This is a genomic window from Flavobacterium faecale (assembly GCF_048320115.1).
GTDB lineage: Bacteria > Bacteroidota > Bacteroidia > Flavobacteriales > Flavobacteriaceae > Flavobacterium > Flavobacterium faecale_A.
Window position 1 is genome coordinate 1,211,284 of sequence record NZ_CP182943.1, and the last position, 16,454, is coordinate 1,227,737.

A 16,454-nucleotide genomic window follows, 5' to 3' on the forward strand; every position below is an offset into this window, starting at 1 on the left:
ACTAAAATAAAATAAAATCCTTTGTTTACAGTACTTTACCAATATTCAACTACTACATTCACTACCTTTTCGATTTAATAATGAAAGTGCCTGTTTTATCATGCTAAATTTGGGTTATTGAAGATTTCTAAAGCAATTTATTAATACATTAACTAAACCATAATGAAGCATTTTCTATTAACAACCTTGGTCTGTTTTGCCTTAATTCCTATCGCAATCGGACAACAACTAAAGTCCCCCAATCAAAAATTACAAATGGAGTTCGCTCTGCAAAAAGACGGAACACCTACCTATAATCTAAATTTCAAAGACAAAGCGGTTATCAAAACCAGTAAACTTGGATTGGAACTAAAAAATGATACTAAATCATTATTAAATGACTTTAGCGTTATCGAAACCAAAACGACTACTTTCAACGAAAACTGGAAACCAGTTTGGGGAGAATTAGCAACAATTCAAAATCATTACAACGAACTAGCAGTTACCTTAAACCAAAAAAGTACGGATCGAAAATTAGTGATACGTTTTCGTCTTTTTGATGATGGACTTGGATTTCGCTACGAATTTCCTTCGCAAAAAAACCTGACTTACTTTGTAATCAAAGAAGAAAGAACTCAATTTGCGATGGCTGGAGACCACAAAGCTTTTTGGCTTCCAGGTGATTATGATACTCAAGAATACGACTACACCACCTCAAAATTATCTGAAATTAGAAGTTTGACCAAAGCAGCTACGACTGAAAATGTATCACAAAAATCATTTTCACCTACAGGAGTTCAAACCTCTTTAATGATGAAATCTGACAATGGTTTGTACATTAACTTGCATGAAGCTGCCTTGATTGATTATTCTTGTATGCATTTGAATCTGGATGACAAAAACATGATTTTCGAATCTTGGTTAACTCCTGATGCTAATGGCGATAAAGGATACATTCAAGCGCCTGGAAATTCGCCTTGGCGAACGATTATTGTGAGTGATGACGCTCGCGAAATCTTAGCTTCAAAAATGACTTTGAATCTAAATGACCCTTGTAAGATAGAAGATACTTCATGGATTAAACCCGTGAAATACATTGGTGTTTGGTGGGAAATGATTACTGGAAAAAGCAGTTGGGCTTATACTGATGAATATCCTTCGGTAAAATTAGATGAAACAGATTTCTCCAAAGCAAAACCAAACGGAAAACACGGTGCTAACACCGCTAACGTGAAAAAATATATTGATTATGCTGCTCTACATGGTTTTGATGGCGTTCTTGTTGAAGGCTGGAATGTTGGTTGGGAAGATTGGTTTGGTCATTCTAAAGATTATGTATTTGACTTTGTGACTCCTTATCCAGATTTTGATGTAAAAGGAATTCAAGCTTACGCCAAATCAAAAGGCGTTAAAATGATTATGCACCATGAAACTTCGGGTTCAGTGCGCAACTATGAGCGCCACATGGATAAAGCTTACCAATTCATGAAAGACAATGGTTATGATGCCGTAAAAAGTGGCTATGTAGGAAACATTTTACCAAGAGGTGAAAACCACTACAGCCAATGGATTGTAAACCATTACCAATATGCGATTGAAAAAGCAGCCGATTATAAAATTATGGTGAATGCGCACGAAGCCATCCGTCCAACAGGAATCTGCAGAACCTATCCCAATTTAATTGGAAACGAATCGGCTAGAGGAACAGAATATCAATCTTTTGGTGGAAACAAACCCAATCACGTTACCATTTTGCCTTTTACTCGTTTGATTGGTGGACCGATGGACTATACTCCTGGGATTTTTGAAATGGATATTAGCAAATTAAACCCAGAAAACACATCACGTGTCAACAGTACTTTGGCCAATCAATTAGCGCTATATGTAACTATGTACAGCCCATTACAAATGGCTGCCGACTTACCTGAAAATTACAATCGTTTTCTGGATGCTTTTCAATTTATCAAAGATGTAGCTATCGATTGGGAGGATAGTAAATACTTAGAAGCTGAGCCAGGTGATTACTTGACAGTAGCTCGAAAAGCAAAAGGAACAAACAACTGGTTTGTGGGTAATGTAAATGGAAATGTACAGCGTACTTCTACTATCAAATTTGATTTCTTAGAAAAAGGTAAAAAATACATGGCAACCATCTATGCCGATGCTAAAGATGCCAATTACAAAACCAATCCGCAGGCCTATACGATTCGAAAAATGAAAGTCACAAATAAGACTAAACTAAAACAAGTTTCTGTTCCAGCTGGTGGCTATGCTATTAGCATCATCGAAGAGCAATAACATTACTAATTATGAAATCCATTCAAAATTCATTAAATTAATACTGGTTTTTTTTGAATGGTTTATAATTAAAGTTTATCTATTCATTTATTGACTCAAAAACATTTTAAAAGAAGTTTTCAAACTACAAAATCACTACTTTTTTTTTCACGTAAAAAATCATAAAACACTGTAAAACAAGAGAGTTTTTATTGAAAATCAATTTATCAACTACTTTTTAATTGTTTTAAAAAAAGTCAGTCTTTAATCAAGATAACTTTACTTTATTGAAATCGAAATGGCCTTTTATTAGCAAATTTAAGTCCTATTAAGATTTTACCAAAAACAAAATTACTAACAACCAAAAAACCACGAATTATGGTACAAATGAAAAAAAGCATGCATTGCATTCTTCTTTTATGCAGCATGTTATTTATGATGCCAAGTACAATTGCCCAAACTACTTCAAAGACAATCTCGGGCGTTGTCATGGATCAAAAAGGAGAGACCTTAATTGGCGCTAGTGTCGCCATCAAAGGCACAAATATTGGAACAATAACTGATATTGATGGTAAATTTACTTTGCCTACAAGCACCGTAAAATCACCTATAATTGTTGTTTCATTCATTGGTTTCACTACCAAGGAAGTAAATGCAGCACCCAATTTAAAAATTACATTAATAGAAGATTCTAATGAATTAAAAGAAGTAGTGGTACAAGTAGGATATGGAACCGTTAAGAAAAAAGACGCAACGGGTTCTGTTTCTCAAATTTCTGCAAAGGAATTCAACAAAGGCCAAAACGTAACCCCTGAAAGTTTAATCAGCGGTCGTATCTCTGGTGTAAATGTTACTGGTGGAGGAGCTCCTGGAGCCAAAGCGGATATTCGTATTCGTGGAGGATCTTCATTAAATGCTTCTAATGACCCTTTAATTATTTTGGATGGTTTGCCATTGAGTAATGCAGTTCCATCTGGATCAACAAGTATTTTATCTACTATTGACCCAAATGACATTGAATCTTTCACCGTATTAAAAGACGCTTCTGCTGCAGCTATTTACGGTTCTCGTGCTGCCAATGGGGTTATTGTTATCACCACTAAAAAAGGAAGCAAAGGACGTATCAAAGTCAACTTTAGCTCTCAAGTGGGCGTAAACACAGTTGCCAATACAGTAGACGTGTTGAGTGCTGACCAATACAGAGCTTTAGTAAACGACAAAGGAACCGATGCTCAAAAAGCATTATTAGGAACGGCAAATACCAATTGGCAAGACGAAATTTTCCAAACGGCTTTGACGGTGAACAATAACATTTCGGTAAGTGGTGCTTTATTTGACAAAGTACCTGTACGTTTATCAGTAGGTAATGTGGACAATCCTGGGATTTTGAAAAATACAAGTTTCGAAAGAACAACGACTTCTATTTCGATCAACCCTACATTATTTGACAATCACTTAAAAATCGACATTAGCGGAAATTTATCCTTTGGTAAAAACCGTTTCCAAGATGAGAATGCAGTTATAGGAAGTGCTATTGGTTTTGACCCAACACAGTCTGTATATCAAGCAGGTTCTCGTTATGGAGGTTATTTTGAATGGTTAGAGCCAAACGGAAATTTACCGTTGTTACCTGCAAGAAACCCTGTTGCACGATTAAATCAAGACGACAGAAGAGCTACCTCAACCAGAAAATGGGGAAATGTAAGATTGGATTACAAACTTCATTTCTTTGAAGACATGAAAATTGTAGCTGAGGCTGGTATCGATAGATTTGATAGTGACGGTTATACACAAGTGAGTACCGAAAGTGCTCTAGGATACCAACCTAATCCTTTCAGCTCAGGGAACTGGCAGAATTTTGGTAATTATTCTACTTATACCGATGCGCTTCAAAACAAGAATTTAAATACTTATTTGAACTATTCTAAAGCTATTGGCGATTTTAATATTGATGTTACAGCAGGATATAACTACCAATTGTTCCAAAAAGTAAAATATGAATCAGGTGAAACTAGACAACCGAATCCTAATGAAGATGTGACTACCGATCCAGACATCAACTTACAATCTTACTTTGGACGTTTGAATTTAGGGTATGACAGCCGTTATTTGTTAACGCTGAATTATAGAAGAGATGGAACTTCTCGTTTTTCTAAAGAAAACAGATGGGGTAATTTTTCAGGAGCCGCATTAGCATGGAACATTGCCGAAGAAACTTTCTTGAAAGATAACGAAACGCTTTCTGGATTAAAACTACGATTTGGTTACGGAACAACAGGACAACAAGACATCTCTGCTTCTTACGATTATTTAAGAAGGGTGACTTTAGGTTCTATCAATACCCAATACATTTTTGGAAACACGGTTTACCCAACAGCAAGACCTGAAGGGTATAACCAAAACATCAAATGGGAAGAATTATCAGAAATGAACCTAGGATTAGATTACGGTATTTTAAATAACCGAATCACAGGATCTATCAACTATTTTGATAAAAAATCTAGCGATTTACTCGCAGATGTACTGGTTCCTGATGGTGCCAACTTAAGAAACCAAGGTTTTAATAACATTGGAAGTTTAAACACCAAAGGACTTGAGTTTAGCATTGAATCAGATATTATCAAAAATGACAACTTAACTTGGAATTTAGCCTTTAACACTACTTATATTGACCAAAAAATCACTGATTTAGGCGCTACGGTTCCTGGATTTACAGGCTATGCTGTAGGTGATATCAAGGGTGGAGAAGGGAATAAAATACAAATCAATACCGTAGGGTCATCGCCTAACTCTTTCTTTGTGTACGAGCAACTGTATGATGCTAACCAAAGACCGATTCAAGGTGCTTATGTAGACAGAAATGAAGATGGTAAAATTGATGACGGTGATCGTTATAGATATCAAAAAGCCGCTCCAGATTACACTTTTGGATTGTTCTCGACAGTGAACTATAAGAAATTTGATTTCACCATGAACTGGAGAGCAAGTTTAGGAAATTACATTTTCGACAACGTTAGTTCTGACAAAGGATATTTATTGGCTGGATTAAGAAGAGATACCGATTTGTCAAACGTAAGTAGTGACTACAACAACACGGGATTCACTTTTGAAGACAATGGAACACAACGTTACTTATCGAATTATTTTGTAAAAGATGCTTCTTTTATCAAATTAGACAACGTAACTGTGGGCTATACTTTAGACAAATCACTATTAAAAGTGGCAACACTCCGTTTTACAGCAGGTGTTCAAAATGTGTTAACCTTGACCAAATACGACGGACTAGATCCTGAGAAATTCAACGGAATTGATGGAAATGTGTACCCAAGAGCAAGAACATTTTTGTTTGGAGTAAATGCCAGCTTCTAATTCGTAGGTTGAAAATAATAATTTAAAAAATAGACAAGATGAAAACATCATTTAAATATATATCTTATTTCTTCCTAATGATTTTAGGAATAAGTATGACCCTTAGTTCCTGTACTAACGACTTGGATGTAACGCCAAAAGATGACGATGAATTCCTTTCTGAAACCTTTTTTCAGGACCCTGCTTCCTACAAACAAGTGTTGGCCAAATTGTATGCTGGACTCTATGTAGGAGGAAATGACGGAGACGGAAAAGCAGATATTGCCGGTATTGGTGGTGACTTTAGTAGTTATTTGCGTTTGCTTTTCGTAACGCAAGAACTTCCCACAGACGAAGCCATTATAGCTTGGGGAGATGGAACGTTACCAACATTGAATACACAAACTTGGGCACCAGCCAATGAATTCTTATACGGAACCTATTCCAGAGCTTTTTACGAAATCAGTTTGGCAAATGAGTTTTTGAGACAAACTACTGATGAAAAATTAAATGCACGTGGGGTTGATGCAACACTAAAAGCTGAAATCGCTAAATTTAGAGCTGAAGCTCGCTTTTTAAGAGCGTTCTCTTATGTGAATTTGATGGATTTATTTGGTAATGTACCTATCACAACTGAAAACGATCCTGTAGGTTTCTTTTATCCAGAACAAAAATCAAGAGCTGAAGTTTTTGCTTTTATCGAAAGCGAATTGAAAGATCTTGACAATAGCTTGGTGGCTCCAAAAGCCAATGAATACGGACGAATAGATAAAACAGCTGCTAAATTTTTATTGGCTAAAATTTATCTAAACGCCAAAGTATATACTGGAACCGAAAAATTCAATGAGGCTGCAAAACTAAGTTCTGAGATCATTACCTCTTCCGGATATAGCTTTGCAAATATCCCTTACAAACATCTATTTTCTGCTGATAACAATCGAAATGGAGCTCAAAGTGAATTTATTTTCCCTGTTGTAAGTGACGGAAATGCTATTAGAGCAACAGGTGGCGGAATGAGTTTTATTCTACACGCTTCTATTGGTGGAACCATGAATGCCGCTGCCCAAGGTATGGACGGTGGTTGGCAAGGAATACGTACTCGTAAAGAGTTTGTTGCTATATTTCCTGATGAAACTGCTACTGCAGACAAAAGAGGGACTTTTTACCGAGATGGACAAACCTTAAGCATTGCAAATGTTGGTGCTTTTACCAATGGATATGCTGTTACTAAATACACTAATGTAAATTCAGATGGTACCGCAGCACAACGTAACGATATCCCTGATACGGATTTCCCGATGTTCCGTTTGTCTGATGTGTATTTAATGTATGCCGAATGTGCCATTCGTGGCGCTGCAGATGCTAATATGACTACGGCCGTGGGATACATTAACAAACTCAGAAACAGAGCGAATGCATCAACAATCTCAGCTACAGACATGACTCTTAATTTTATTTTGGACGAAAGAGGTCGTGAATTGTTTTGGGAATGTCACCGCAGAACCGATTTGATTCGTTTTGGAAAATTCACTGGAGGAGATAAAATTTGGGAATGGAAAGGCGGAACGCAAAATGGTGCGGCAACGGCTTCTTTTAGAGATTTAATGCCAATTCCTGCCAAAACAATCCAAGCCAACCCAACGCTAAAACAAAATCCTGGATACGCTAACTAACCACTATAAAAACTAAATAATGAAAAATATATATAAATTTTTAATCGCGATTCTTGCCGTCGGTGCCGCTTCCTGCAACGCTGACGATGTAGAGAACAGACCAATGGTTGCAAACATTTCATCCCCTGAAATGAATGCTCCAGTATCTGGCAAAGAATACACTTTGACTGAGGATAATGCCAACAATGAAGTGGAAGCTTTCGTTTGGACAGCAGCGCAATATTCAAAATCAGTTGTTGTGGAATACACTTTATTAATGGATGTAGCTGGAGGAAACTTTTCAAATCCACAGACCATATTAAAAACAAGCAATGCCACTCAAGGGACAATACTAGTAAAAAACCTAAATCAATTGGCTATCGAATTAGGTGCTGTTCCGGGAACGCCTAAACAATTTGACATAAAAATCATGGCATCTGTTTCTGGAGGTGTACCTAGTACCTCTGAACAATTGAGAACTATTAGCATCAAGACCTATTCTGGTTTGATTGCATATCCATTTACCGATTGGTATTTGGTGGGGAACGCTACAGTTTCAGATTGGAATCCCAATAACAACAACCAACCCTTGTTTAGAAGCGGAACCAATCCAAAAGAATATAAATTTACAGGGTTCTTTAAAGCAGGTTCTTTCAAATTAATTTCAACTTTAGGCCAATGGGCGCCAATGTTGGGAAAAGGTGCTGGCGGAACATTGCAATTAAGAGCTACAGATGCTGATAATGACCCACCTAGCTTTGATATAGCGGTAGCTGGATATTACTCATTTACCATAAACACTCAGACGTTAACTTATACACTAGTTGCTTTTGACGCTTCTGCTGCTACTAATTATACTAGAATTGGTTTCATAGGTTCTTCAAGAACTGGAACTGATGCTGGTTGGAACGGTGATGATACTGCGATGACAAAATCAACCTTTGACCCTCATATTTGGACTTTAAACGCGTCATTATTTGATGGAAAAGGAAAATTTAGAGCTAATAATTCTTGGGATAAAAACTGGGGTGGTGACACTGCTTTCTCTGGATTCCCTGCTAATGGAGCAAGCGGAGGAGATATTCCTGTAACGCGTTCGAAATATAAAATCATATTTAATGACTTAGATGGTAGCTACCTGATGTTCCCTAATCAAGAATAAAAATAAGTCATAACTATTTCTCTTTATGGGGCTATCTACTCGGTAGCCCTTTATTATACCAACCAAAAACCAATAAACCATGAAGAAATTTTTACTTTTATCTTTCTTTTTTCTAATAACCACAATAGGATTTGCACAGTTTACCACAAATCCCTCCCCCGCTATTGCAAACGGAAAAGTAACATTGAATTTCAATAAAACAGGAACAGCGCTTGCCTCTGATTCAGGAACCATTTACGCACATATTGGACTTACCGTTAACGGTATTCGATGGCAAAACGTTAAAGGGAACTGGGGCAATAACACCACACAACCTGCTTTAACTTTAGTCTCTGGAACAAATTATAAACTAGAACTTACCCCCGATTTATTTACTTACTTTGGCGTTCCTACTTCAAGTTCCATTACTGAAATATGTGTGGTATTAAGAAACAGCACAGGAAACCTACAAACGGCTGACACCTTTTTTAATGTTGGAACTTTTCAATTAACATTAACAGCTCCCGTTGAAAACAGTACAACTATAATCAACTCTGGGAGCCATTTTACGGTTTCGGCAACCAATACTGGAAGCAACTCTAGTTATACCTTAAAATCAAACGGAGCTACGGTTAATACAAATGCCTCAACTACAAATTACAGTTACACCCATACCAATCTATCTTTCAACCAAAACTACGAATTAATTGTAACCAACGGAAGTACCACAATTACTAAAAAATTTGCTGCGATTGTCAATCCTGGAGCTGTCTCAGAAGCGATGCCAACAGGGCTTGAGGACGGAATTAATTACCATCCTACTGATGCCACAAAAGCAACATTAGTACTAGACGCTCCCCTGAAAGACTTTGTATATGTTGCCGGAAGTTTTAACAACTGGCAACCCACAACAAATTATGCTATGAAAAAAGACCCAACCACTGGGAAATTTTGGTTGGCATTGTCTAATTTAGTTTCTGGAACAAATTATACCTATCAATATTGGGTGGGCGAAACAACGCCTATTACCAACTCCCCTGCTTTAGTAAAAACAGCTGATCCTTATTCAACTTTGGTACTCTCCCCATATGACGATCCTTATATTCCTAGTCAATCCTATCCCAATCTTCCTGCTTACCCAACAGGTCAAGAACGCGAAGTAACTGTTTTAAAAACTGGACAAACGCCTTATACGTGGAGTGCTGCAACTACCAATTTTGTGAAACCAGCCAAAGAAAAACTAGTGGTTTATGAAGTACTTGTTCGTGATTTTGATGCTAATAAAAATTTTCAAGACCTCATCAATAAAATTGATTATTTCAAAAATCTAAAAATAAATGCCATCGAATTACTTCCAATTATGGAATATGAAGGCAATGAAAGTTGGGGGTACAACACTTCCTTTCATATGGCGTTGGATAAATTTTATGGCACCTCTGACAAGCTAAAAGAATTTATCGATTTATGTCATCAAAATGGTATTGCAGTCATCCTTGATGTGGCCTTAAATCATGCTTTTGGTCGCAACCCGATGGTTAGAATGTGGATGAACGATCCTGATGGCGACGGATGGGGTTCTCCAACAATTGAAAATCCCTATTTCAATACCGTGGCAAAACATTCCTATAATGTGGGAGAAGATTTTAATCACCAAATGCCAAGAACACAATATTATGTAGAAAGAGTCATCAAACATTGGATACAAGAATATAAAATTGATGGATTTAGATGGGACTTAACCAAAGGATTTACACAAAACTGCACTGCTAATGATGAAAGTTGTACCAATGCGTACCAACAAGACCGTGTAGATGTTCTAAAAAAATATGCCGATTATTCTTGGAGTTTAGACCCAACACATTATTCGATTTTCGAACATTTGGGCACTAATAATGAAGAGCAACAATGGGCCAATTATAAAATCAATGAAACGCCTAGCAAAGGAATTATGATGTGGGGAAAAATGACAGATAACTATAATGAATTGTCTATGGGATATCCAGCGAATATTTCTGGAATGACAACTGCCAGTCGCGGATTTAATGCGCACCGATTAATCGGTTACGCAGAGAGTCACGATGAAGAGCGATTGATGTATAAAAATTTACAGTATGGAAACAGTGCCAACGCAGTCCATAATGTAAAAACATTGGATATTGCCTTATCTAGAATGTCCGCAATTGGAGCCGTTTCTTTGTTAGTTCCAGGCCCAAAAATGATTTGGCATTTTGGAGCATTAGGAATGGAAAATTCCATCTTTAGTTGCAACAACGGAACTGTGAATACTTCTAATGATGTAACGCCAGGTGACTGCAAACTAGACACCAAACCACAACCACAATGGATAAATAATTGGCTCAATGTAACAGCTCGTCAAAAAATATATAATGATTGGGCTAGAATGATTGCACTAAAGACTACAGAACCTGTTTTTGAAGGGACGGCAACTATCAGTAACAGTGCTTCCTTGGTACAAAATATCAAAATTACAAATGCCGCTTTAGCGACTACAGTACTAAAAGACGTAGTAATTTTGGCTAATTTTGATGTAACCACTCAAAACATTGCAGCTGGTTTTCCATATACAGGAACTTGGTACAACTTAATGGACAACACTTCAATTACTGTAGCTGGTTCCAATGATGCCATTAGCGTTGCAGCAGGGCAATTTAAAATTTACGGAAATAAAAATGCAACTCCACTAAGTACAGAAAAATTTGTGACTGAAATAGATATTCAGATTTATCCAAATCCTGCGCATAGTTTTTTCAAATTGAATAAATCAGTAACTCAAGTAGCTATTTATGATTTAACTGGCAAAGAAGTCCTAAATTTTGAAGGTGATTTTGAGGAGCAACATCAATTTGACATTGCTTCCTTAAGCGCTGGAATCTATTTGATTAAAACAACCAATGCTTTTGGGCAAATTACTATTTTAAAATTAGTTAAAAACTAAAAACACATGTCTCTAATTAAATCCTTTTTCTTAACCTTAGTACTGTTATTGTCATGGCAACTTGAGGCTCAAATACAGCGTGTTGAACCTCCCTACTGGTATGCAGGAATGAAAAACACAGAACTTCAAATTTTATTTTATGGTAAAAATATAGCCAAAAATGAGATTAGTGTTTCTAATGACATTCGAATTATTGAGGTTATAAAAACAGAAAATCCCAACTACCTTTTTGTTACTATTGACACCAAAAATGTAGCTGCACAAGAATTAGTTTTCACTTTTTCTAAAAATAAAAAAAAGACCTTTTCTCAAAAATATCTTTTAAAACCACGTCGAGAAAATACTGCTTTACGCAAAAGCTTTGATGCCTCTGATATGATGTATCTCTTAATGCCTGATCGATTTGCTAATGGAAATCCAAAAAACGACAATCATAAGTCTCTCACCGAAAAAGCCAACCGCAACCTATCTAGCGGCAGACACGGTGGCGATATCGAAGGAATTATTCAAAATCTAAATTACATCCAAGAACTGGGAGTCACGACGGTTTGGTGCACACCATTGTGCGAAGACAATGATGAACAAGGTTCGTATCACGGTTATGCACAATCGGATGTGTACCAAATCGACCCACGTTATGGAACCAATGAAGATTACTTTCGATTAGCAACCGAATTGCACAAAAAAGACATGAAGCTAGTCATGGATTATGTGACCAACCATTGGGGAGCCGAACATTGGATGATCAAAGATTTACCCACTTATAATTGGATTCATCAGTTCCCAGGTTATGCGCAAACCAATTACAGAATGACAACTCAATTTGACCCTAATGCGTCCAAAATTGATACCAAATTATGTGCCGATGGTTGGTTTGTAAAATCCATGCCCGATTTGAATCAGTCACATCCTTTGGTGTTGAATTATTTGATTCAAAATGCCATCTGGTGGATAGAATCTGCTGACTTGGACGGATTTCGCGTAGACACCTATTCTTATAATGACAAAGCAGGAATAGCCAAATGGACTAAAGCAATTACCAATGAATACCCTAATTTCAACATTGTAGGGGAAGTTTGGATGCAAGACCAAGCACAAATGGCCTATTGGCAAAAAGACAGCAAAATTGCTGCGATTCAAAACTACAATTCACATTTACCAACTGTGATGGATTTCACCCTTATGGATGCCACGGCAAAAGTATTTAACGAAAATAAAGCTTCTTGGAATGATGGCTTAATAAAAATCTACGACAACTTTGCAAATGATTTTTTATACCCAAATCCCAATAGCCTTCTGACTTTTGTTGAAAATCACGACACCCAACGTTTTAACGAAACCTATAAAAAAGACTTTAAAAAATACGCTATGGCGATGAGTCTTTTGGCAACGGTACGCGGAATTCCACAAATTTATTATGGTTCCGAAATTGGAATGGCTGGCAATAAAAGCAAGGGAGACGGAGCAATTCGGTTGGATTTTCCAGGAGGCTGGAAAGGAGACCCTAACAATGCTTTTACAAAGGAAGGTCGAACAACAGAACAACAACAGTATTTTGAGTTTACTTCCAAATTATTTCAATGGAGGAAAACTAATGAAACAGTACATTTTGGAAAAATGACGCACTATGTCCCAGTTGATAATGTGTATGTTTATTTCCGATTTACTACTGAAAAAACTGTTATGATCGTCATAAACAACGGACTAGTTACACAATCTATAAAACCCGAGCGATTTGCCGAGAATATTCAGCATTTTAAATCTGGAAAAGATGTAATTACATCCCAAAAATTTGATATACAAACTGATTTTAAGATAGAATCACAAACGGCTTTAATTTTAGAATTACAACCATAAATCTGCTTGAACTGGAGGTTATTTTACCACAGATTCCCAATGTTTATAGTTTTCATTGGAACAATCTGTGGTAAAAATAATAATGTATTACTTCACATCATACTTCATCTTGCGCAAAATGCGTAAGGCTTCTTTAAAGGACAAATAGATTTTCGGGAAAGGTTTAAGCAATAATTTAGCATCAATCAATCGTTGCTTGGCATCCTCAAAACCGTTGAGATAGCATATCATAAAAGTAGAAGGTAAATTTTCTAAATCCTTGTATTCCCTAGTAGTCAAGACCACTTTTTTGTCTATTTTATGCAACAAAGCAATATTAGAATTATAGATATGATAAAGCATTTTTTTATTGAACTCTGGTGGTTGAAACAACATTTCACTTTCTATTTTGTAATAGCCATTTTCGTAAAAAATGATTTTTTGTTGTTCTAATGGATAAAAACTCGTTTGGTCGTTCAAACCCAAAGGAACATGTTCTACAATGGTAAAGGAATGTTCGTCAAAAGTAATCGTGACCACATCCTGAGCAGAGTAAAACAATTTGACTTGCTCGTTTATCAATTCGATATCCACACGAGACAAATATGTCACGTTCCGAATGACTTTTGGAATTCCAGCCCAGCAAATTACAAACAATTCTTTAAAAACTTTATACTTAGGCGCCATATCTCTATGGCGGTAATTCATAAAGTCAATTACACCATCTAAAGTGTGCTTAATATTGTTTCTCGAATGGTTTTCAATACCGATAACCGTTTCTGTGTTTTGAAAATTACGTTCTACTTTATCTTCGGTAGGCATGGTATTACTGCCTACCCTAATAAAAACACTATTTGAAGGAATCGTGTGAATGCCTTTTTTAAAAAAAGAGACATTTTTTTTAGGTTTAATAGTTACTAATCCTACGACCTTATCTTTAGGCAAATTAGGAAAAGGTACATTTTCATATTGAATTTTGGGTGGATTTTCCAGATAAGCATTCACTAAATTTTGGATGCGGCTATCATCAAAAAAATCATCTCCTATGATTTCGTTCTCCTGATCTTCCACACCCACCACGATATAGGAATTATTGGCAGGATTTGAATTAGACAGGGCGCAAATGTGCTTTAGAAATTTTGATTTCCCTTCCCGAGTATGCAAGTTCAGTTGTCTTTTTTTGTCATAAAAACTATTCTCATCATGGTGAGCAAGCAAGTTTTTTATTAGTAAACGCTTATTAATCATCTGACAATTAGACTAGTTACAGTAATATTTAGCACTATTTATAGGCTAAAACTGAATTATTTTCGTTAAATTTACGTAAATAATATGCTAATTTAAACAACTCAATGATATGAAAAAGATAATATTTTCCCTCGCCAGTATTTTATCGATAGCATTCCTAAGTTTGTTTTTCTCAGCTTGTGAAAACAATTCCGAATCAACAGATACTTCAAAAATCATGGTACGCTTAACCGATGCCCCTGGAGATTATGAAGAAGTTAATATTGAAGTGATTGATGTCATGATGAAAGCAAATACTGACCTAGACGATAGTAGAGGCTGGGTAAGTTTGGGCGATATTGGCAGAGGCACTTACAATTTATTGGATTTTACTGGTGGTGTTAGTCTTTTAATTGCAGAAGACAATGTGCCTTCAGGTTATTTAGGTCAATTACGTTTGGTACTTGGAACCAACAATACAATCAAAAAAAATGGAGAAATCTACCCTCTAAAAACTCCTAGTGCACAACAATCAGGGTTAAAATTAAAAATTAATGAAACTTTAATTCCAGGAGTCACCTACGAATTTATGATGGATTTCAATGTAGACAAATCAATTGTTAAGGCTGGAAATTCAGGCAAATACAATTTACATCCTGTAATCACTATTTCCACTACTGCTACTTCTGGAATCATCAAAGGTGCTATTGATCCTGTTCTCGAAGGCTACCAAGTAATGGCCTCTGTTGAAGTAGGGACTGAAACTATTTCTGCTTATGCAAATGAGCAAGGAATGTTTCAATTGTATGGGATCCCTGCTGGAACTTATACTGTGACACTAACACCTGAAGTAGCTTCGGGTAAAGAAATAAAAACAGTTTCGGATGTTGTTGTTACCAATGGAATTACAACGGATATAGGTAATATTGCTTTATAACATTAAAAGAAATAAGAAAATAGGCTATCTCACAACAAGTGAAATAGCCTATTTTTTTTAAATAAATTAAGGAACATTTTTTCCCATGCTTTCTGCCCAAATAGCAAACCAATCTTCTTTCTCTAATTCAAGGGTTACTGCTTTCATCAACAACTGAATTCGAGCTACATTTACAGTTCCTGCAATAGGAATAATACGAGCAGGATGTTTTAAAACCCAAGCCAGTAAAATCGTATCAGCTCCAAAATGATATTTAGCTACTAATCTTGCTAATAGTTTTTTTAATCGATGGGTCTGAGGACTGTCTTCTCTAAAAACAGAGCCTAGAGGATTCCATGACATTGGGCGAATACTATGACATTGCATATAATCAAAACTACCGTCAACCATAGGTTCAAAATTAGTAGCCGAAAACTTCACTTGATTATATGAAACTTCTGTTCTCTGTCGAATTAACTCTGTTTGGGAACTTGTAAAATTTGAAAGTCCAAAATCAACGATCTTACCTTCTGATTTTAATTTTTCAACAGCTTCAGCTATTTCATCTACTTCCATCAAAGGACTCGGTCTATGCAACAATAAAACATCTAAATAATCAGTCTTTAAATTTTTTAAAGATTGTTCGGCTGAATATACAATATGTGCTTTCGAATAGTCATAATGTTTTATCTTATTTTTTCGATTATCACTTACCAACTGAATTCCACATTTTGAAATGAGCTGTATTTTTTCCCTTGATATATTACTCGATTCAAAAGCTTTTCCAAATTCTGTTTCGGTAGTATAAGAACCGTATATATCTGCATGATCAAAGGATGTAATTTTATTTTCGACACATAGATGTATCAAACCTTCCATTTCTTTTATATTCAGGCTTTTACCCCATATTCCCCAATTCATTGTTCCCGCTATTATAGGCGATAATTTAGTTGTGCTCATCTATTTTGAATATTATTGAAATCTGCTATTGACGTATTGCGAAGATTCCGATTTGAAGTTCTTAAAAATATGAAAATTGTATCACAATTCGTCCTTAAAATTACAGCTTTCGCATAAGTTTTAACCATTTTTTAACATCTTTCCTCTAAAAAAAAATTCAAT

At 36.0% G+C, this 16,454-nt stretch carries 9 protein-coding genes; 7 read left to right on the plus strand and 2 right to left on the minus strand.

The features are described from left to right. The first annotated feature begins 162 nt into the window (after nucleotides 1-162). The 6 genes from ACNH59_RS05060 to ACNH59_RS05085 all read left to right on the plus strand — a co-directional run bounded on the left by ACNH59_RS05060 (nucleotide 163) and on the right by ACNH59_RS05085 (nucleotide 13,210). Complete coding sequence (locus ACNH59_RS05060) at nucleotides 163-2,277, plus strand: glycoside hydrolase family 97 protein (RefSeq protein WP_418264344.1); 2,115 nt, start codon at nucleotides 163-165, stop codon at nucleotides 2,275-2,277. Nucleotides 2,278-2,634: 357 nt separating this feature from the next. After that, entirely contained in the window at nucleotides 2,635-5,625 is a 2,991-nt protein-coding gene (locus ACNH59_RS05065; protein ID WP_418264345.1) for a SusC/RagA family TonB-linked outer membrane protein, read from the plus strand. Between the two features lie 38 nt (nucleotides 5,626-5,663). Continuing rightward, nucleotides 5,664-7,277, plus strand: coding sequence for a RagB/SusD family nutrient uptake outer membrane protein (locus ACNH59_RS05070; RefSeq protein ID WP_418264346.1), 1,614 nt, complete (start codon nucleotides 5,664-5,666; stop codon nucleotides 7,275-7,277). Nucleotides 7,278-7,296: 19 nt separating this feature from the next. Then, nucleotides 7,297-8,418 carry a SusE domain-containing protein gene (locus ACNH59_RS05075; protein WP_418264347.1) on the plus strand — a complete coding sequence of 374 codons (1,122 nt, stop codon included), beginning with the start codon at nucleotides 7,297-7,299 and terminating at the stop codon, nucleotides 8,416-8,418. A 79-nt stretch (nucleotides 8,419-8,497) separates the two neighbouring features. Continuing rightward, nucleotides 8,498-11,353 (plus strand): alpha-amylase family glycosyl hydrolase, encoded by a 2,856-nt coding sequence (locus tag ACNH59_RS05080; RefSeq protein ID WP_418264348.1) that lies wholly within the window; start codon nucleotides 8,498-8,500, stop codon nucleotides 11,351-11,353. Between the two features lie 6 nt (nucleotides 11,354-11,359). Further along, complete coding sequence (locus tag ACNH59_RS05085) at nucleotides 11,360-13,210, plus strand: glycoside hydrolase family 13 protein (protein WP_418264349.1); 1,851 nt, start codon at nucleotides 11,360-11,362, stop codon at nucleotides 13,208-13,210. A gap of 87 nt (nucleotides 13,211-13,297) precedes the next feature. Here ACNH59_RS05085 and ACNH59_RS05090 read toward each other — a convergent pair whose 3' ends face one another. Beyond that, nucleotides 13,298-14,437 (minus strand): ATP-binding protein, encoded by a 1,140-nt coding sequence (locus tag ACNH59_RS05090; RefSeq protein ID WP_418264350.1) that lies wholly within the window; start codon nucleotides 14,435-14,437, stop codon nucleotides 13,298-13,300. 109 nt (nucleotides 14,438-14,546) lie between these two features. On the opposite strand from ACNH59_RS05090, the gene ACNH59_RS05095 reads away from it, so the two are divergent. Further along, on the plus strand, nucleotides 14,547-15,353 hold the full coding sequence (locus tag ACNH59_RS05095) for a DUF4382 domain-containing protein (RefSeq protein WP_418264351.1): 807 nt from the start codon (nucleotides 14,547-14,549) through the stop codon (nucleotides 15,351-15,353). 66 nt (nucleotides 15,354-15,419) lie between these two features. Here the strand turns inward: ACNH59_RS05095 and ACNH59_RS05100 are convergent, their stop codons facing one another. After that, nucleotides 15,420-16,292 (minus strand): aldo/keto reductase, encoded by an 873-nt coding sequence (locus ACNH59_RS05100; RefSeq protein WP_418264352.1) that lies wholly within the window; start codon nucleotides 16,290-16,292, stop codon nucleotides 15,420-15,422. Nucleotides 16,293-16,454 lie beyond the last annotated feature (162 nt).